The organism is Pseudomonas sp. M20 (assembly GCF_045037865.1).
Lineage (GTDB): Bacteria > Pseudomonadota > Gammaproteobacteria > Pseudomonadales > Pseudomonadaceae > Aquipseudomonas.
This window is the reverse complement of record NZ_CP173611.1, coordinates 1,825,710-1,842,283: the sequence shown is the minus strand read 5'-3', so window position 1 is coordinate 1,842,283 and position 16,574 is coordinate 1,825,710. Positions and strand designations below refer to the sequence as shown.

The 16,574-nt window shown below is 59.4% G+C and carries 23 protein-coding genes; 14 read left to right on the top strand and 9 right to left on the bottom strand.

Going from position 1 to position 16,574, the window contains the following annotated elements:
• Positions 1-2: 2 nt before the first annotated feature.
• Entirely contained in the window at positions 3-518 is a 516-nt protein-coding gene (locus ACI514_RS08340; RefSeq protein ID WP_405123512.1) for a hypothetical protein, read from the bottom strand.
• Between the two features lie 12 nt (positions 519-530).
• Positions 531-725 (bottom strand): hypothetical protein, encoded by a 195-nt coding sequence (locus ACI514_RS08335; protein WP_405123511.1) that lies wholly within the window; start codon positions 723-725, stop codon positions 531-533.
• A gap of 1,141 nt (positions 726-1,866) precedes the next feature.
• Between ACI514_RS08335 and ACI514_RS08330 the strand changes: the two genes are divergently transcribed.
• The gene (locus ACI514_RS08330; RefSeq protein ID WP_016987152.1) at positions 1,867-2,238 is read left to right on the top strand and encodes a DUF6124 family protein; all 372 of its coding nucleotides are present in this window, start codon (positions 1,867-1,869) and stop codon (positions 2,236-2,238) included.
• 121 nt (positions 2,239-2,359) lie between these two features.
• Positions 2,360-2,719, top strand: a complete 360-nt coding sequence (locus ACI514_RS08325) for a DUF6124 family protein (RefSeq protein WP_405123510.1) — start codon at positions 2,360-2,362, stop codon at positions 2,717-2,719.
• A gap of 47 nt (positions 2,720-2,766) precedes the next feature.
• Here ACI514_RS08325 and ACI514_RS08320 read toward each other — a convergent pair whose 3' ends face one another.
• Entirely contained in the window at positions 2,767-3,303 is a 537-nt protein-coding gene (locus ACI514_RS08320; RefSeq protein WP_016987150.1) for a hypothetical protein, read from the bottom strand.
• 136 nt (positions 3,304-3,439) lie between these two features.
• Here ACI514_RS08320 and ACI514_RS08315 point away from each other — a divergent pair, with 136 nt between their 5' ends.
• Positions 3,440-3,754 (top strand): phage tail assembly protein, encoded by a 315-nt coding sequence (locus ACI514_RS08315; protein WP_405123509.1) that lies wholly within the window; start codon positions 3,440-3,442, stop codon positions 3,752-3,754.
• Between the two features lie 59 nt (positions 3,755-3,813).
• Here the strand turns inward: ACI514_RS08315 and ACI514_RS08310 are convergent, their stop codons facing one another.
• On the bottom strand, positions 3,814-4,074 hold the full coding sequence (locus ACI514_RS08310; protein ID WP_405123508.1) for a hypothetical protein: 261 nt from the start codon (positions 4,072-4,074) through the stop codon (positions 3,814-3,816).
• 18 nt (positions 4,075-4,092) lie between these two features.
• On the opposite strand from ACI514_RS08310, the gene ACI514_RS08305 reads away from it, so the two are divergent.
• The 5 genes from ACI514_RS08305 (at position 4,093) to ACI514_RS08285 (ending at position 9,445) form a co-directional block, all read left to right on the top strand.
• Positions 4,093-6,666, top strand: a complete 2,574-nt coding sequence (locus ACI514_RS08305; RefSeq protein WP_405123507.1) for a phage tail tape measure protein — start codon at positions 4,093-4,095, stop codon at positions 6,664-6,666.
• Positions 6,666-7,544 carry a phage tail protein gene (locus ACI514_RS08300; RefSeq protein WP_405123506.1) on the top strand — a complete coding sequence of 293 codons (879 nt, stop codon included), beginning with the start codon at positions 6,666-6,668 and terminating at the stop codon, positions 7,542-7,544. The genes ACI514_RS08305 and ACI514_RS08300 overlap by 1 nt, the downstream gene beginning before the upstream one ends.
• Positions 7,544-7,750 (top strand): tail protein X, encoded by a 207-nt coding sequence (locus ACI514_RS08295; protein ID WP_150707287.1) that lies wholly within the window; start codon positions 7,544-7,546, stop codon positions 7,748-7,750. The genes ACI514_RS08300 and ACI514_RS08295 overlap by 1 nt, the downstream gene beginning before the upstream one ends.
• Complete coding sequence (locus ACI514_RS08290; RefSeq protein WP_405123505.1) at positions 7,738-8,775, top strand: phage late control D family protein; 1,038 nt, start codon at positions 7,738-7,740, stop codon at positions 8,773-8,775. Before ACI514_RS08295 ends, ACI514_RS08290 begins: the two co-directional genes overlap by 13 nt.
• Before the next feature lie 136 nt (positions 8,776-8,911).
• On the top strand, positions 8,912-9,445 hold the full coding sequence (locus ACI514_RS08285) for a phage baseplate assembly protein V (RefSeq protein ID WP_405123504.1): 534 nt from the start codon (positions 8,912-8,914) through the stop codon (positions 9,443-9,445).
• On the opposite strand, the gene ACI514_RS08280 is transcribed toward ACI514_RS08285, so the two are convergent.
• Positions 9,442-9,969 (bottom strand): hypothetical protein, encoded by a 528-nt coding sequence (locus tag ACI514_RS08280; RefSeq protein WP_405123503.1) that lies wholly within the window; start codon positions 9,967-9,969, stop codon positions 9,442-9,444. The two genes, ACI514_RS08285 and ACI514_RS08280, sit on opposite strands and share 4 nt — an antisense overlap.
• Positions 9,962-10,312, bottom strand: coding sequence for a hypothetical protein (locus ACI514_RS08275; RefSeq protein ID WP_405123502.1), 351 nt, complete (start codon positions 10,310-10,312; stop codon positions 9,962-9,964). Before ACI514_RS08275 ends, ACI514_RS08280 begins: the two co-directional genes overlap by 8 nt.
• A 95-nt stretch (positions 10,313-10,407) precedes the next feature.
• On the opposite strand from ACI514_RS08275, the gene ACI514_RS08270 reads away from it, so the two are divergent.
• From ACI514_RS08270 to ACI514_RS08245, 6 genes are all read left to right on the top strand, one after another.
• Complete coding sequence (locus ACI514_RS08270; RefSeq protein ID WP_038369267.1) at positions 10,408-10,785, top strand: GPW/gp25 family protein; 378 nt, start codon at positions 10,408-10,410, stop codon at positions 10,783-10,785.
• Entirely contained in the window at positions 10,769-11,890 is a 1,122-nt protein-coding gene (locus ACI514_RS08265) for a baseplate J/gp47 family protein (protein WP_405123501.1), read from the top strand. Before ACI514_RS08270 ends, ACI514_RS08265 begins: the two co-directional genes overlap by 17 nt.
• Complete coding sequence (locus ACI514_RS08260) at positions 11,883-12,437, top strand: phage tail protein I (RefSeq protein WP_405123500.1); 555 nt, start codon at positions 11,883-11,885, stop codon at positions 12,435-12,437. Before ACI514_RS08265 ends, ACI514_RS08260 begins: the two co-directional genes overlap by 8 nt.
• The gene (locus ACI514_RS08255) at positions 12,437-13,291 is read left to right on the top strand and encodes a glycine-rich domain-containing protein (RefSeq protein ID WP_405123499.1); all 855 of its coding nucleotides are present in this window, start codon (positions 12,437-12,439) and stop codon (positions 13,289-13,291) included. Before ACI514_RS08260 ends, ACI514_RS08255 begins: the two co-directional genes overlap by 1 nt.
• Before the next feature lie 103 nt (positions 13,292-13,394).
• Positions 13,395-13,595: a Com family DNA-binding transcriptional regulator gene (locus ACI514_RS08250; RefSeq protein WP_405123498.1), complete on the top strand. Its 201-nt coding sequence runs from the start codon at positions 13,395-13,397 to the stop codon at positions 13,593-13,595.
• Entirely contained in the window at positions 13,556-14,407 is an 852-nt protein-coding gene (locus ACI514_RS08245; protein WP_405123497.1) for a DNA cytosine methyltransferase, read from the top strand. The genes ACI514_RS08250 and ACI514_RS08245 overlap by 40 nt, the downstream gene beginning before the upstream one ends.
• Positions 14,408-14,701: 294 nt before the next feature.
• Here ACI514_RS08245 and ACI514_RS08240 read toward each other — a convergent pair whose 3' ends face one another.
• From ACI514_RS08240 to ACI514_RS08230, 3 genes are read right to left on the bottom strand one after another with little or no spacing between them, the layout of a single operon-like run.
• On the bottom strand, positions 14,702-15,091 hold the full coding sequence (locus ACI514_RS08240) for a RidA family protein (protein WP_160058248.1): 390 nt from the start codon (positions 15,089-15,091) through the stop codon (positions 14,702-14,704).
• Between the two features lie 31 nt (positions 15,092-15,122).
• On the bottom strand, positions 15,123-15,914 hold the full coding sequence (locus ACI514_RS08235; protein ID WP_160058250.1) for an amino acid ABC transporter ATP-binding protein: 792 nt from the start codon (positions 15,912-15,914) through the stop codon (positions 15,123-15,125).
• Positions 15,911-16,573 carry an amino acid ABC transporter permease gene (locus tag ACI514_RS08230; RefSeq protein ID WP_095047813.1) on the bottom strand — a complete coding sequence of 221 codons (663 nt, stop codon included), beginning with the start codon at positions 16,571-16,573 and terminating at the stop codon, positions 15,911-15,913. Before ACI514_RS08230 ends, ACI514_RS08235 begins: the two co-directional genes overlap by 4 nt.
• Position 16,574 lies beyond the last annotated feature (1 nt).

Below are 16,574 nucleotides of genomic sequence, written 5' to 3'. Positions count from 1 at the left end.
AGCTATTTTATCCAGCATAAGGTACTGATGGCCATAAACTGCCTGACCGCTAAAGCTCCGCGCTCGTTACGGGCCTTAGAACCTGGCCGCTCAAGTGCTGCAACCACTGCAGCACGACTGGCCTCGTACATCGCAAACGCGTTGAATTCCGAATCCAGCAAAACCAGCAGCACAGCATCAAAGGGCTTAGTCAAATCGATGCTGCCCAAGCGGCCATTGATCTTGGCTGGATTGGCGATGCAGCGCCCCTTGATCTGTATGTGTAATTCTTGTCCATCTCGCAAGCTAGTGGCGTCGTAACCGACTTGTCTGGCGCTATGCAATTTCAAGCCTAGCTTCGTGGCGGCCTCGTACTCAGCCACCTCGCCAGTAATCCCCAGTGGTTTCCCGGTAAGCCGATAAAAGCGTCGAGCGAGGATTTTAGCTTCACGCAAGACCTCAAGAACTTCGGCATCTACATCGGCGAGGTGAGGTCGAATCTCAGCAGCACGATCACACTCGATACTCCTCGCCGACATACCTAACTCTCCTTATTGTTTATTCAAACTGTCGAGACGCGCGTAACCCTTCAGATGCACCAACGCAGCCGACTCAATCTGCAACCCTCGTAACTCAGTTGATCGCGCTTCACCGTTGGGCAGGTAGACCGTCAAAGTATCCCCGAAAACGCTGTAGGTAGCGGTGTACTCAACACCTTCGTACTCAAGCGTGATTTCCTCATCCATCTACAAAACCTCATTGTCCATGTTCATTGATTGCCGCCGGCCACCGCCTCAAGTGGACAACTCGGTCGCAGTTGGCGGCAACGTTGCAGCCACACTAACTGCCACGCTTAAGAAGGCCAACCTTAAAAAGTTGTAGGCGGTTTCGCTTGCGAACTTGCGCTACATACCGCGTCCTTCAAATGCTGCCCTACAAGGCTACCGCACCCGGTGCAATTGCCTACAATCAACACAGAATCCCCCGGCAGCGCATCTGTCAGCCCACCGGTATCTTGTCTCCCGTCACCGCCCACAGTGACCAGGCAGAGCAACCCGTAGCACGCAAGTGCCTCTATGGACAGGACCGGTTGCTCACTGCCTGAGCTTTGATGACGACTGTACGCCGGCCCCTTGATCACTCCGGCATTGCAAAATCCGCGACTCAATCGCAGGCGTACAGTCGCCATCGTTTTTGCAAACCGGTCACGTTTATGGTGGCTGTGCGAAGGCGCTAAACGTGCTTTGAAAGGACACATTTTTGGCGCCTCGCACAGCTGTCTCCCTTGCCTTAAAGGGAAGGCCCCAACCCCGACCGCATTAATTACCTACCTACCAACAGTCTGTTTTGGGTGTCCACCCAACCCTGGTGCCCGTTCAAAAACCCACGTTCCCATGTACGTCATCCACTGCCTTTCCTAGACAAGATGGGTGTCGTATAGCGGCATCCAATCAAGCGCCATGCTCGTGAAAAACCACCATTGAGGGACGGAAGATTCTAAAGATCTGCCGTACTTAAACACGGCCACGCTAGCGCGTTTAAATTACACCAACTGTTACGCCATAAAGGCTACAACACCTTGCGCCGTTGCCTACGGGTGCTTCAGAATCCGCCGGCTTGTGCGGCTTTGAGGCGGGCTATATCGTTTCCCTGTCACTGCAAAACAGTGGTCGGGTTTGGTAGCCCGTATTCAAAATTACAGCCGCATTCCGTCGCCTTAATTGCAGCCTCTTTCAGGCTCTACATTATGGTGTCCATGCGTGGGGCTCATTCGTGAGCGCCGGGGTTTGCTGTTTTTGACCGGTCTACCAACCTGCGTATGGCCACCACCCTTCGTTTGGTAGCGAGAGTGATGGCTCCTTAAATATCAAAAAACAGGTGTCATCTATGTTCAAAGTTACGCCAAACCCACCGGAAACCGATTCCGGCCCAATCCCGTACGACCCAGCGCTCGAACCGCAGAAGATAAAAGAGGCGACTAACCGCGCCATCAACTTCTATCTCAACCCCGATGCGCTAAAGACCTCAATTCCTACGCGCAAGACCGGCAGAATCTTCCTCATCGACCCCACCGTGGATGAAGAAACGCTGCTCGTCGAAGCCAGTGAAACGTTAGCGGCGGCCAGTGACATGGCCCGTGATATCGGCGGCGCCGTCGACACCCCTCAGCGCCGATCGATGCTGATCCTGCAACAGGTGATCATGCTCAGTGAGCTCATCGTCAACCGGGTACTGGATGCCCGACGCTTACCGAGCTAGTGGCAAGTCAGCCGGTCAGGGAACGTTCCCCTGACCGGTACGCAAGCCATCAACGATCCAGATGAACAGGCGTCACGCCTGTTCTCAAACCTCAAGCAGCGTTTACACGGAGTTAAAGCTGATGTCCAAGACACCACCCAAGCCGCCCGTCACAGACCCGGCGTCGCCTTATGAATCATTCAATTCCAAAAAGCTAAACGAAGCGGCCGAGCGTGCGCTTGACCATTACCTCGTGCCCGCGCAAATCATGGCCACGCCCTACATCCCCAACAACCTGTTCATGGTCAACCCGCAATCTGATACCGAGTCCTTACTGGTCAATGCCTGCGAATCCCTGGCCTCGGCCACGGTCATGCTCGGGAATTTTGCGGGGACGCTGGAGGGGTCGAACCGCAATGCGCTGTTGGGCATTGCGCAGGTCATTATGTTGGGGGAGCTGGCCGTGAACCAAGCGTTGGATAACGTGGTGCCATCGCAATAGCCACACGCACGCCGTGCAGGGTGGGAGGCCTGCACGGCCACCTTAAGTCAGTGAGCGAGTGTGGCGGTGTCCATGCTGCTCAAAAACTCACGAATGTTGTTTTGCACGGCACGATTGATCGATTCCTTGATTCTCACCAGCCCAGAAAAGGCATAACCCGGCGGGACTTCACCTATCGCCGCGATGTCTTTTTGGTAGAGCACCTTGCCCGTCTTGCGGCTGACCAATTGGTAGCGCGCCATCGACGTGGTGGTCATGGTCACGCCACCCGCGGGCACATCCAGCTCCATGATCTTCACCAGCAAGTTCACCTTGTTGCTGGAATCATCATCAAACAACGTGGCGCGGTTCAGACCTTCTTGCAGTGCGCTTTGCCACAGTTGCGGTACCGCTTCACCATCCGACGGTAGATCACCGGTCTTTTCCGCAGGGCTCGCGTAGGACACCGACGTCGCCCGCAAATCCGCATCCAGCTTGTGCGCACTCGCTTGCACGCCGTCGACGGCAAAATTCAGCGGCGGCGCCGAGACACAGCCGGTCAAAACCAATAGCAGACTTGCAGCAACAAAGGCCTTACGAATCATGCTGAGCATCCATCTCAAAGGGAGTGTGGTGTGGCGAAGTGCCGTAATCCTCTCGTTAAACCTGATTAAAAGCCAGTGCCTGCCTGCGTCGCCATGATTGGGGCTCTAAGCAACCAGCCTTTCAGGAGCAACAACCATGGACGACGCCCACACCTTCACCCTCAAATTCCCCTTCACCAGCGCCAGCGGCGACCGGCTGGCAACGCTGCCCATCAAGCGCCTCAAGCGCAAAGACATCAGCGCCGCGCAAGCGGTGACCAAAGACGAAGGCGCCATGGAGGACCAACTGGTCTCCAAGCTGCTGGGCATTACGCTGGAAGACCTGGGCGAGTTCGACATCGCCGACTCAACCCTCGCCACTGAGGTGTTGCGGGAAATGGCAGCCGGCCGAAACCTTGCTCCAGTCCTGGGACGAGGCGCTGCTGTTAGTCCTGAGATTGCCGCCGTCTGAGATCGAACGGCTCGACATGGTTGATTACTGGCGATGGGTCGACGTCTGTCAGCGCGAAATCAACCGCCGGCTCGAACTCGCCGAGCCATCGCGTAGCTGATCAGCGTCACCGCGCCCACCGCCAGCCCCGCCAGCAAGGCACCGCCCGCCGCAACAGGGGCGGCCGCCAGGGCCAGCAACGGCAACCCCACACAGAACGCCGCGATCGCCGCCCACCACGGCAAATGCATCAGGCACAGCCACGCCAGCCAGATCACACCGGCGCCGATGGCCAGTGCATAGAGGGTTTTAGCGGTGCGCAGTGCGATTTTTTCAAACATGCCGGAAGCGTAGCAACGATGGCCAACGAAGTCCTCATCGGTTTAAAAATTGGTGCCGTCGTTTCCGGCAGCCTCAACGCAGCGTTTGGTTCGGCCAAGTCCACCGTGCGCCAATTGGGCCGTGCCGTCGACGGGCTCGCGCTCAAGCAACAGCACATCGGCCATGAGCTGTCGGCGTCATTGGCCCGTGGCGGCACGGGCATCGAGCGCTTACGTCGCCAATACGACGCGGTCGGCCACACCCTCGACCAGCTCAACGCCAAGCAATTACGCCTCACGGCCAGCATGGCGCGCGGCAAGGCCCTCCGCACCGAACGCGGTGAGTTACGCGGTCAGGCCATGGAGGTCGTCGGCACCGGTGCGGCATTGGGTGCGCCGATCGTTCAATCGATGAAAACCGCCATCAACTTTCAAGACCAGACCCGCGATCTCGCCATCGGCGCCGGCTTCAACCCGGCGCAAGAACAGCGCCTCAGCATGGCCATGCGCGGCGCCGCGATCACCTGGAACCAGACCCAAACCGACGTCGCCCAAGGCACCGCCGTGTTGATCGCCGGCGGCATCGACAACATAAAAGAGCTGACGGCCTACGCCCCGGTCATGGCCAAAACCGCGACCGCCACCCGCGCCAGCATGGACCACCTCGGCGCGGTGGCCATTGCCCTCAGTGACAACCTCAACATCGGCGCCGCCGGCTTTGAACGTTCGATGAACATGCTGGCCTTTGCCGGCAAAAGCGGCCAGTTTGAGCTGGCCGACATGGCCAAGTGGCTGCCGCAATTAACGCCCCAATTCGCCGCCCTCGGCATCACCGGCGAGCGCGCCGTGGCGGAAATCGGCGCGTCGCTGCAGATCGCCCGTCGCGGTGCCGGCAGCAATGACGAGGCCGCCAACAACTTCAAAAACTTCCTCTCCAAACTCACCGCGCCAGACACCCTCAAGGCGTTCGAAAAGGCCGGCATCGACCTAAAGGGCAGCCTCAAAAATCTGGTCGGCCAAGGGCTGTCACCGGCCCAGGCCATGCTCAGTGTCCTGACCCAACACTTGGGCCACAAAGCGCCAGCCGCCGCCGCGCAATACGGCAAGGCGCTGGACATCAAGGACCAGCACGAACAGCAAATCGCCCTGGCTCGGCTGGACGAGGCCTACAAGCTCGGCGAGCTATTCGCCGACCAGCAGGTGTTGTCCTTCATCCGGCCGGCGCTGGCCAACCAGAAAGACTTGGCCGGCATCCAGCAAGGCAGCCAAAACGCCGCGGATCAGGGCGCGCTCGATGACGACTGGATCAAGCGGATGGGCAGCACCAAAGAGCAATTGAAGTCGCTGCGCATCAATCTGGCGGACATCGGCATTTCCGTCGGCAACGCGTTGTTGCCCGCGATCATCGAGGTCACCCGCGCCGTCGTGCCGTTGATGCGTTCGTTCTCGGTCTGGGCGGGAGAGAACCCGGCGCTGATCAAAGGCGTGGTCGGGTTGGTCGGTGGTCTGTTGCTCGGCAAATTGGCGTTCATCGGTCTGGCCTACGGCGTCAATTTGATCATGGCGCCGTTTGTGGCGATGGCCACCACCGTCACGGCGCTGTCGGCGAAATTCACCTTGCTGCGCAGTGCGTGGCAGATGGGCAAATTCACGCCGCTGATCAGCGTATTAAAACGAGTCGGCGCGGGCCTGCTCACGGTGGCGAAATACAGCGGGTTGTTCGTGCGCGGCATGCTCTTCGCGCTGGTCAGCCCACTCAAGTTGGCCGCTAAAGGCGGGTTGTTATTGGGCAAGGTTCTGGGCGGCACGTTGTTGTTCGGGCTAAAGCTGGCAGGCCAAGCCATCCTCTGGCTGGGCAGAGCGTTGATGCTCAACCCGATCGGCCTGCTGATCACCGGCATCGCGCTGGCCGCCTATTTGATCTATCGCCATTGGCAGCCGATCAAAACCTTCTTCACCGGCCTGTGGGCTGAAGTGAAGGCCGGTTTCAGCGGTGGCCTGTCGGGCATCCTCGGGGTACTGGTCAACTTCTCTCCATTGGGTTGGCTGTACCGCGCATTCGCCGGCGTGATGCGATATCTGGGCGTCGAACTGCCCGGCAAATTCACCGAGTTCGGCAGCTTGCTTATCAGCGGTTTGGTCAACGGCATCCGTAACAGCGCCGGCCAGCTGAAAGACAGCGTCATTGGCATTGGCTCAGCCGTCAAAGACTGGTTCACCGACACCCTCGGCATCGAGTCGCCCAGTCGCGTGTTTATCGGCTACGGCGCTAACATCAGCCAAGGCGCCGCCTTGGGCATCAGCAGCCAAGCGGCGTTGGTGCGACAGGCCGCACTGGGCATGGCCGCACAAAGCCGCGTCGACATGGCGCCCCCCAATCTGATGCAAGTCACCCAGGCCAGCAGAATGGGAACCGGCACATCGGCATCCGCCGCCACGCCCACCATGACCTTTCATTTCTCGCCGCAGATCAACGTGCCCGCCGGCGCCGGCATGGACGTTATTCACCAAGGGCTGCAGGCCAGTTACACCGAATGGATGCGCATGATGGAACGCTACCTGCACGACACCCACCGCCGTAGCTACGGCCCCTCAGCGCAGGGCGGTGTCTGATGTTCGCCATCTTGGGCAACATTGAGTTCACCGTCGCCGGCGGCATCAGTGCCCTCGAGCACAGCGGCACCGCTGACTGGGCCGAGCACCCACGCATTCAGGGCAAGCCCCTATTGGAGTGGGTCGGCGAAGGGCTCGACGAATGCCACCTCAGCATCGAATTGCACCCGCTGCTGGGCGACCCGGAACAACGCTTGCGCGCACTGCGCGTGGCCAAAAGTCAGCATCAACCACTGGCCTTTGTCATGGGCAACGGCGACTACCTTGGGCCTTACGTCATCACCCACCTGAGCAACACCGTTCGCCGTGCCACCGCCATCGGCCAATTGATGGCCGCCACCGTGCAACTCAGCCTGCGCGAATACACCGGCGCCTTCGTCCGCAAACCCCATCACCCCGGATTGCTCGATCCCACCGTCGGCGACCCGGCAACGGCCCTCGGCTCACCGGGCGTCATTTCCCGCCAAGCGTTGACGCCCAGCACCGCCCAACGCGTCCTCAGCCACGCCCGAACCGCCGGCAACGTCTTGCGCGCGGGCAAGCAACTTTACGACGCCGCGCAAAGCGGCAACCCCTCGATCATCCTCGGCCAGGTCCCGCACCTGCTCGGCGTCACGGCCCGCGCCCTCGAACCGCTGCAAGGCTTCGTCACCGTCGCCGGCCTGCTGCGTGACGGCGCCGACTTGTCCCGCCTGGGCGAGGACGTCTTGGCCGGCGTCATCGGCGCCCGCGCCAGCCTCAACCCCGTTGATCTGGCCAACATCATCGATCGCCTCAGCGCCTCACACGCCACCCTCGACCAGGCCATCACCGTACTCGACAGCGCCAACGAGCGGCTGGCCGGGCTGGCGGCCGACGTCCTCACCCGGAGAATCTGATGTTCATTCCGCACCACACCACCGAAGGCGAACGCTGGGACCAATTGGCCTGGCGCTATTACGGCGACGCCCATCGCTACGGCCCCATCGCCGACGCCAACCCCAACGTGCCCCTCAATGCCACGCTGCCCTCGGGGCTGACCTTGGCCATTCCGCTACTCGCCGCACGGCCCACCGCACAGGACGTTGCGCCATGGATGCGCTAACCCAGCAACACGCCCCGCAGGCCCGCTTTGTACTCACCTACCAACAGCACAACATCACCCGCGACGTCAGCCAGCACCTGCTGTCACTGACCTACACCGACCACCTGACCGGCCAGGCGGACAGCCTCGAAGTCGAACTCGAAGACACCCAAGGCCACTGGCGCAGCACCTGGTACCCCGGCCACGGCGACACCCTGACCGTCGCCATCGGCTGGGAAGGCACCCCCATGCGCACCCTCGGCCGCCTCGAAATCGACGAAGTCGAACTCAACGGCCCACCCTCGACCATCACCATCCACGCCCTGGCCACCGGCATCAACAGCCCACTGCGCACCCTCGAACACCGCGCCTACGAAGACCTCACCCTGGCCGCCATCGCCCAACAAATCGCCACCCGCCAAGGCCTCACATTAGTCGGCCACATCGAACCCATCCCACTCGACCGCCTGACCCAACAAGACACCGACCTGACCTTCCTGCGCGACCTCGCCAACACCTACGACTACGCCTTCAAAATCACCGGCCAGCAACTCGTCTTTCACGCCATCCAACACATGGCCAACGCCCAGCCCGTCGCCACCCACCACCTCACAGACCTGGCCAACATCCACCTGCGCGACCAAATCAAAACCCTGCCCAAAGCCATCCAGATCCAACACAAAGACCCCGCCAAAAAACAACTCATCACCTACACCCTCATCAACCAACAAACCGTCGCCGTCCCCAGCAGCCACAGCCAAACCACCACCAGCGCCGACACCCAAAAAAACCGCCAACGCACCACCTCCACCGCACAAACCCACGCCAAGGCCAAAGCCCAACTCGCCCAAGCCAACCGCCAACGCACCACCGGCCAATGGACCACAACAGGCCAACCCCACCTCACCAGCGGCAACACCATCACCCTCAACGCCACCGGCCAACTCAACGGCCACTACCTCATCACCTCATCCACCCACCGCATCACCCGCCAAGGCGGCTACACCACCACCCAACACGTCTCAAAAATCCAACCCAACCCCTGACACAACACAGCCCTGTAGGCGCTGCGTCCCTGCGATCAATTGATCTTCGCTTCACGCAAAACCCCGTGGGAGCGAGCTTGCTCGCGAAGAGGCCAGCCCAGACACCCAACCACTCACCAGACCAAACCGAGCCCCCATGCCCACCCAACTCGAATACGGCGAAGTCACCGCCCTGGACCACAAAACCTGCCGCCTACGCGTCCGCCTAGACGACCGCGACGGCCTCCAGACCCACTGGCTCAACATCCCCCAACGCAACACCCAAGGCACCCAACGCCGCCCACTCATGCCCGAAATCGGCGAACAGGTGGCGGTGCTGCTGGATGCGGACGGCGTGGGAGGCGTTTATCTGGGCGGGATCTATTCAACGGCGGAGCCACCACCGGTGGTGGATGAGGACACGGAGTATGTGCGGTATAGCGATGGGACGGTGGTGGCGTACGACCGGGCGGCCGGGGTGATGACGCTGGATTGTGTGAGCACTTTGAATTTGAGATGCGGAGGGGAAATCACAATTGAGGCGGATGAACCGATAGTGGTGAAAACGCCGTCGGCGATACTCGACATTCAGCAGGTCAAGCTTAATGGCGACCTGCTGGTGAAGGGGAATGTCTACGCGACAGGCACCGTAATGGATGTAGGAGGAAACTCAAATCACCATAACCACTAGAACTTTTTCGCTGGGGGAGACTTCTTCTTTTTGTAGTTTTTTGTCAGGGCCATGGAGAGTGCGGTGCCACTGCCAATCCGTTTGAAGTACTTGATGTCACTTTCCATTGTCGCTTCCAAGCTCTTCCATGTGCCAACAGGACCGAGTGCTGAAAGATCGAAATCGTGTTCGACAAGCGCTTGGAGCATTTCCGGGTAACGTTTGTAGTAGAAATCCCAAGCGGTTAAAAACTTCACTCGCACGAGCGGAGACTTGTGAGAGCGCATTTGAAAGTGGACATCCTTCAAAAAACGCACCTGCCAAGGCACACGAGGCGCGTAGTCAACACCGGGCAGCTTGAGGTCGAATGGATAGATACCAGTCGAGAGTTTGTTCAGGCTTTCTAAGTCGCGATTCAGATAAACGAATTCGTACTCATCACTAAAAGGAGCTGTACGAAAAAAACGATTGTATTTGACGCATTCGGTGCTCATGAAAAGTCCCAGGGACGGAATTCCTTTTTCCGAGTTGTAGGCATCAATCAAAGCACCACCGTAAAAGCACTCTACATTTTCGATGTTTGTAATGAGTGAACTCACCTTCCACCAAGACCGCACGGAAATAAATGTCCTGACCCGTCAAGCGGTCATGAAGGTCTTCAGCAAACTCCGTCAGTAGCCATACGCAATCCGCACGCTTGTCATCAGTGTCTGCGTCACTGGTGTTGTAGACCAAAATGGTGTCGGAAAAGACGATCGTGTTGAAATTAGTCTGATGATGAGCATTGAGCGTATTAAGTATTGAGTAGACCCTCGCGACCTTCCGAGGCTCTAAACGAGTCATTTCTGAGAAACCTAGAATGTCTATGTAGAGGAGAAACTGGCTCATTCCGTGACCCTTTTTTAATGGTTTTATTTTAGATACTGCCTCTCTTTAAATTCGATTAAAAGCCCGGCCGGTTAAGTTCGCCGCACCATGGGCCCATGACAACGCCCATCCCCCACACCAGCATCACCGCCGCCCACTGGCAACCCGCACTCGGTACCACCGGCGAGATCGTCGAGGGCCTGCGCGACATCGACCAATCCCTGCGCATCATCCTCACCACCCCAAAAGCCAGCGACCCACACCGCCCGGAATTCGGCAGCAACCTGCACCTGTACCTCGACTGGCCCACCCACCGCGTCACCCCGCACCTGGTGCGCGAAGCCATCGAAGCCATCCGCCGCTGGGAACCGCGCGTGGCCGTCGACCAAGTCCACATCCAGATCAACACCCAACACATCATCGTCCGCGTGCAATGGCGCGTCACCGGCCAGCGCCCCCAGCGCACCGAGGTCCCCTATGCGCGAACTCCCTAAACCCGAATTCATCAAAATCGACCCCGCCGCACTAGAAGCCGAGCTCATCGCCCGCTACGAACAAAAATCCGGCAAAACCCTGTACCCAGCCCAGATCGAACGCCTCTACATCGACCAGATCGCCTACGCCGTCTCCCGGTTGCAGATGAGCATCCAGCACGCCGGCGAACAACTCCTGGTGCGCTTCGCCCGCGGCCCCATCCTCGACTACCTCGGCGAGTTGGTCGCCACTCCGCGCCTGCTGGCAAAAGCCGCCCGGTGCACTTTGCGCTTTAACCTGCCGGCAAAACCAGCCCAGCCGGTGTTGATTCCGATCGGCACACGGGTCAGTACCCAAGATGCCAAACTGACCTTCATCACCGATCGCGACGTGACCATCCCCGCTGACCAAACACATGTGACCGTCACGGCAACGTGCGCGACCGTCGGCGAGCAAGGCAATGGCTGGACCATCGGCCAGATCAACGTGCTGGGCAACTCGCCAGTCGCCGCGTTGACCGTCAGCAACACCACAACAACCGCTGACGGTGCCGCACACGAAAATGACGAGCGCTACCGCGAACGAATCATCTTGGCCCCGGAAGCCTTCAGCAATGCAGGCAGCCGCGCGGCGTACCGCTACCACACACTGGCCGTGCATCAATCCATCATCGACGTCGCCGTTCACGGCCCAGACGAAGGTCAACCGGACGGTCATGTCGCGCTGTATCCCTTGACCCTCGACGGCCTGCCAACAGACTCACTGCTTCAAGACATCACGCGCCAGGTCAGCGGCGAAAAGCTGCGTCCTCTGTGCGACACCGTCAATGCACTGGCCCCTGTCGAAGTCAGCTTCCAAATCAAAGCAAACCTGACGTTCTACACAGCCGTCGACCGCAGCGCGACAATGGCTGCGGCCCAAGCGGCTGCCAACGCTTACGCGCAAGAATGCAGCGCCACACTCGGTCACGATCTGGTCCCAGAGCAACTGACCGCCGCGCTACAAGTCCCCGGCGTTTACCGTGCAGACCTGACAGTGCCGCAGAAAATTCGCGAGTTAAGCGGCAACGAATGGGCCCACTGCACCTCAATCGAATTGACCGATGCCGGGGTGGCCCATGGCTGACCCAATGCTGCCCCCCGCATTGGCCGGCGATGAACGTTTCACACTGCTGTGCGAACTGCTCGACCAGTCATTGGCCAAGCTCGACATCAACACCATGCTGGTCTACCTGATCGACTGGGTGCAGCCCAAATTGCTGCCGCACCTAGCCGACCAATTCTCATTGCTCGACGAAGCCGCCTGGCAACTCGCCGAGTCCGAACAAGCTAAACGCAACCTCATCAAAAACGCCATCGAACTGCACCGATTCAAGGGCACTCCTTGGGCGATTCGAGAAGTCATCCGCCTACTGGGTTTTGGTGAGGTCAGTCTTCAAGAGGGGCCTGCAACACAGCCCGATATTGAACAGAGCAAAAAGCCGATCTGGCCGCTGTACCGAGTCATCCTCAAACGCCCACTCACCAACGACCAAGCGGTGCTCCTGCGCCGCGTCCTCCTATCCGTCGCACCGGCACGTTGTCGCCTGGTCTCGCTCGACTATCAGACCGTCGCCATCCGCTACAACGCAGTCGCTCGTTACGATGGCCAATACAACCACGGAAGCAGCTAATGGCCGACCTACCCGAAGCCAACCAATGGACGCCCGGCGTCTACCAGATCGAAACCTCCGACCCCGTCGTCGGCGGCCCGGACGGCGTCACCAACCTCCCAATAAAACAACTGACCAACCGCACGCTATGGCTCAAAGGAAAAATCGAATCACTGAAAACCATGACCGACAAAGTGATCCAGGCCACCGAGCGAGCCGCCGGCATTGCGCGCATCGCCTCACAAAACGCCGTCAAAGCCGGAACAGAGACCAATACAACCGTGACGCCCAAAACGCTTGCCAGCCTTTACCCGTTCCGTGGGCGCGCCGTTTTTTTCACCCCCGGCACCCACGTCTGGGACGTGCCTTCGGGCGTCACTCAAGCATGGGTCGTCGTCATTGGCGGTGGCGGCGGTGGCGCTCGGTCCAAAACATTACCCGGGCCCTCAGGCGGGTCGGGCGCTGGCGTCGCTAAAAAACTCGTCGACTTACGCGGCATTGCCTCGGTAAACATCACTGTAGGCGCGGGCGGTAAGGGGGCGTCCGATATCGACACCATAGGAGGAGACGGCGGCACGACGCTTTTCGGAACGTTTGTCTACGCGACCGCCGGAAGGGGCGGAATGCTCGATGGTCACGCGCCACATGGGGGCACCGGTTACGGGGGAAATGAAAACGATTGCATCGGCGTCGCGGGTCACCCTGTCGGCAACGCTTCAAACACCGGTTTTCTAGGAGGTGCCGGCGGGGGCGGCGAGTCAGGAGCCTCTTCGGACGATACCCGCAAACCCGTTACGCCCGGACACGGAGGTGGCGGCCGCACCTCCAGCGCAGCACCGGATGGCGCTGACGGACGGGTAACCATTCAATGGTGACAGTCACGCGCGGGCGAACAACCGCTGAACGGTTTCTTATGCACCGATCACGCGCCCCCGACACACCCTACAACGGCTGGCCCACAGCCAAAGGGACATAAACATGCAAGACATCCGCTGTGGCCAATGCCACCGCAAACTCGCCGCCGCGCGAGGCTTCACCGACCTACAAATCAAGTGCCCGCGCTGCCGGACACTCAACCACCTGAAGGCCCCGAGCCTCCTATCCGAATGCCCTGAGCATCTGCCCACACGAGTGCAGACATGCCCCAGCCCACCATTGGAAGCCTGTTCGCAGGCATAGGAGGATTTGATGCAGGATTCGAAAACGCAGGCTACCGCACCGCCTGGCAAGTGGAACTCAACCCCACCAACCGGGCTGTCCTTGCCGACCGATTTCCACACGCCACCCAACACGAAGACGTCCGCCACTGCGGCGCCCACAACCTCCAAACCGTCGACGTCATCACCGCAGGCTTTCCCTGCCAAGACATCAGCATCGCCGGCAGCCGCCCCGGCAACCAAACCACCCGAGGCCTACGCGGCGAACGCAGCGGCCTGTTTTGGCAAGTCATACGCATCCTCCAAGAGACACAACCTCGCTGGGTGGTGCTTGAGAATGTCGTTAACCTGCTCGCTATCAACGATAGCCAAGACTTTGAAACAGTCATCCGGGCCCTTGCGGACAGCGGGTATGTGGGATTCTGGCGAGTGCTTAATGCTCAATATTTCGGAGTCCCCCAACAACGTCGTCGAATATTCCTGGTCGCAGGTCATCAACGAATGCCCCCCATCGAGCTGCTGGCTGACGCCGCGCCAGTGGACGCAATACCTCCAGCGTCTCAATCGCAGCAATGGCCACGCCCCGCGGATACATGGGCTGCCAATACTCTATTGGCAAACAAAGCCGGCTCCCAAATCGCTATGGGCTGTACCACTTTCGTCGCTCACCCGAACGGATGGCATCAGATGGCTGAGCGGCAGCGAACGTCTGAAAATGATGGGCTTTGCCTCGGACTGGATGCGTCCAACCTTGCAGAAGCTTTCGCTGCCGGAAACGCCGTCGTCCCGCAAATCGCCCAATGGGTCGCCGAAAAACTAATAAAAGCCAACTAACCCCACCAGCGGGAACCCAGTTCCCGCTACCATCCTGCAATTCCATTGCACCCAGTGCAAAAGAATCCACCTACAAATACCGCGCGCTAAGGCCCAAGCTTTACGCGCGCGGCATCATGTTGTGTCAGTTGGATTGCTGCCCTCACCCCCCGCCCTCTCCCAGAGAGAAAGAGCCTGACCGTATCGATGTAAATGTAAGCGTCATACGCAAAATCCGCATCGATACAGATCAGTCCCCTCTCCCTTGGGAGAGGGTTAGGGTGAGGGGCTGCGGCCTAAGCAACGCAGCAATTTTCAAGCCTTTTTCTTGTACGCAATGCAGTCGATCTCGACCTTGCAGTCGACCATCATGCTCGCCTGCACACAGGCCCGCGCCGGGGCGTACTCGGGTTTGAAGTACTCGCCGAAAACCTTGTTGAAACTGCTGAAATCCCGCGGATCGTCCAGCCACACGCCGGCACGCACCACATCTTCCAGGCCGTAACCGGCCTCTTCGAGAATCGCGATCAGGTTTTTCATGGTCTGGTGAGTCTGCTCGACGATGCCGCCGACAATGATCTCGCCATCCACCGCCGGCACCTGGCCGGACACATGCAGCCAGCCATCCGCTTCAACGGCGCGGGCGAATGGGCGTGGCTGACCGCCAGCGGCGGTGCTGCCGGTGCCGTAACGCGTAATGCTCATGGGTGTTTCTCCTGATTGAAAAAGTGAAAAATTAAAACCGCGTGCTTTTGAGGAACTCAGCCAGACGCGGCGATTGCGGGCGTTCGAACAGCTCCTTGGGAGCCCCCTGCTCTTCGATTCGCCCCTGATTCATGAAAACGATCTTGTCCGAGACCTCGAAGGCAAAACGCATTTCGTGGGTCACCAGCAACATGGTCATGCCGTCTTCGGCCAGGCCCTTGATCACGTTGAGCACTTCGCCGACCAGTTCCGGGTCGAGGGCTGAAGTGACTTCGTCGAACAGCATCAGACTCGGGTTCATCGCAATGGCCCGGGCGATCGCCACGCGCTGTTGCTGACCGCCGGACAACTGACCGGGAAAGTGATTGCGCCGCTCCAGCAGGCCGACGCGTTCCAGCCATTTTTCCGCGAGGACGACGGCTTCGTCCTTGTGCATTTTCTTCACTTTGAGCAAGCCCAGGGTGACGTTCTGCAAAGCGGTCAAATGCGGGAACAGGTTGAACTGCTGGAACGCCATGCCGGTCATTGCACGATGGCGGGCGATGACTTTTTCCGCATGCCGCACACGCTTGCCGTTGACCTCGTCATAGCCGATGGATTCACCGTCGAGCAGGATCTGCCCGCCCTGGAATTCTTCGAGCATATTCACGCAACGCAGCAGCGTGGTTTTGCCTGAACCGCTGGAGCCGATCAGCGTCACGACGTTGCCGCGCTGCATGCTCAGGTCGACACCCTTGAGCACTTCGACCGCGCCGTACTGTTTGTGCAGGCCACGGATGTCCAGCAACGCCTGATTCTGAGGGGAAACTTGAGCTTGAGTCATGGCAGGGCCACCCGCTTTTCAATGTGCCGGCCGAGTAATTCGATGCCGTAGTTGATGACGAAAAACAGAAAACCGGCGAACAGGTAGAACTCCAGGGTCATGAAGTTCCGGGCGATGATCTGTTGGGTGCTGAGGAGCAATTCGGCGACGCCGATCACCGACAACAAGGTCGAAGCCTTGACGATTTCGGTGGACGAATTGACCCAGGTCGGCAGGATCTGCCGCAATGCCTGAGGCAACAGCACGTAGCCGAGGGATTGGTAGAACGTCAGACCGATGGCTTTGCTCGCTTCCATTTGCCCGCGCGGCAACGCTTGCAGCGCACCGCGAACAATCTCGGCGACGTGAGAGCCGCAAAACAGCGTCAGGCCCAAGGCCCCGGCCTGAAATGCGCTGATCTGCCAACCGAGTGCCGGCGCCATATAGAAGCAGGCCAGCACCAATACAAACACCGGTGTGCCGCGAATCAGATCGACGTAAAAACGGAACGGCGCGCGCATCCAGAACTTGCCGTAGGTCAGCACCAGCCCGGTAACCACGCCGAGCATCGTGCCGAGCAGAATCGCCAGCGCCGACACTTGCACACTGGTCAAAAAACCCTGCCACAGCGGTTCGCGCGCGACCCACAATTCATGTAACCAACTTGGAGATTCGTACATC

Bases quoted from the DNA above. Each gene is read 5' to 3' on its own strand.
- ACI514_RS08340 (WP_405123512.1), bottom strand. From the start codon at position 518: ATGTCGGCGAGGAGTATCGAGTGTGATCGTGCTGCTGAGATTCGACCT.
- ACI514_RS08335 (WP_405123511.1), bottom strand. From the start codon at position 725: ATGGATGAGGAAATCACGCTTGAGTACGAAGGTGTTGAGTACACCGCT.
- ACI514_RS08330 (WP_016987152.1), top strand. From the start codon at position 1,867: ATGTTCAAAGTTACGCCAAACCCACCGGAAACCGATTCCGGCCCAATC.
- ACI514_RS08325 (WP_405123510.1), top strand. From the start codon at position 2,360: ATGTCCAAGACACCACCCAAGCCGCCCGTCACAGACCCGGCGTCGCCT.
- ACI514_RS08320 (WP_016987150.1), bottom strand. From the start codon at position 3,303: ATGATTCGTAAGGCCTTTGTTGCTGCAAGTCTGCTATTGGTTTTGACC.
- ACI514_RS08315 (WP_405123509.1), top strand. From the start codon at position 3,440: ATGGACGACGCCCACACCTTCACCCTCAAATTCCCCTTCACCAGCGCC.
- ACI514_RS08310 (WP_405123508.1), bottom strand. From the start codon at position 4,074: ATGTTTGAAAAAATCGCACTGCGCACCGCTAAAACCCTCTATGCACTG.
- ACI514_RS08305 (WP_405123507.1), top strand. From the start codon at position 4,093: ATGGCCAACGAAGTCCTCATCGGTTTAAAAATTGGTGCCGTCGTTTCC.
- ACI514_RS08300 (WP_405123506.1), top strand. From the start codon at position 6,666: ATGTTCGCCATCTTGGGCAACATTGAGTTCACCGTCGCCGGCGGCATC.
- ACI514_RS08295 (WP_150707287.1), top strand. From the start codon at position 7,544: ATGTTCATTCCGCACCACACCACCGAAGGCGAACGCTGGGACCAATTG.
- ACI514_RS08290 (WP_405123505.1), top strand. From the start codon at position 7,738: ATGGATGCGCTAACCCAGCAACACGCCCCGCAGGCCCGCTTTGTACTC.
- ACI514_RS08285 (WP_405123504.1), top strand. From the start codon at position 8,912: ATGCCCACCCAACTCGAATACGGCGAAGTCACCGCCCTGGACCACAAA.
- ACI514_RS08275 (WP_405123502.1), bottom strand. From the start codon at position 10,312: ATGAGCCAGTTTCTCCTCTACATAGACATTCTAGGTTTCTCAGAAATG.
- ACI514_RS08270 (WP_038369267.1), top strand. From the start codon at position 10,408: ATGACAACGCCCATCCCCCACACCAGCATCACCGCCGCCCACTGGCAA.
- ACI514_RS08265 (WP_405123501.1), top strand. From the start codon at position 10,769: ATGCGCGAACTCCCTAAACCCGAATTCATCAAAATCGACCCCGCCGCA.
- ACI514_RS08260 (WP_405123500.1), top strand. From the start codon at position 11,883: ATGGCTGACCCAATGCTGCCCCCCGCATTGGCCGGCGATGAACGTTTC.
- ACI514_RS08255 (WP_405123499.1), top strand. From the start codon at position 12,437: ATGGCCGACCTACCCGAAGCCAACCAATGGACGCCCGGCGTCTACCAG.
- ACI514_RS08250 (WP_405123498.1), top strand. From the start codon at position 13,395: ATGCAAGACATCCGCTGTGGCCAATGCCACCGCAAACTCGCCGCCGCG.
- ACI514_RS08245 (WP_405123497.1), top strand. From the start codon at position 13,556: ATGCCCCAGCCCACCATTGGAAGCCTGTTCGCAGGCATAGGAGGATTT.
- ACI514_RS08240 (WP_160058248.1), bottom strand. From the start codon at position 15,091: ATGAGCATTACGCGTTACGGCACCGGCAGCACCGCCGCTGGCGGTCAG.
- ACI514_RS08235 (WP_160058250.1), bottom strand. From the start codon at position 15,914: ATGACTCAAGCTCAAGTTTCCCCTCAGAATCAGGCGTTGCTGGACATC.
- ACI514_RS08230 (WP_095047813.1), bottom strand. From the start codon at position 16,573: ATGTACGAATCTCCAAGTTGGTTACATGAATTGTGGGTCGCGCGCGAA.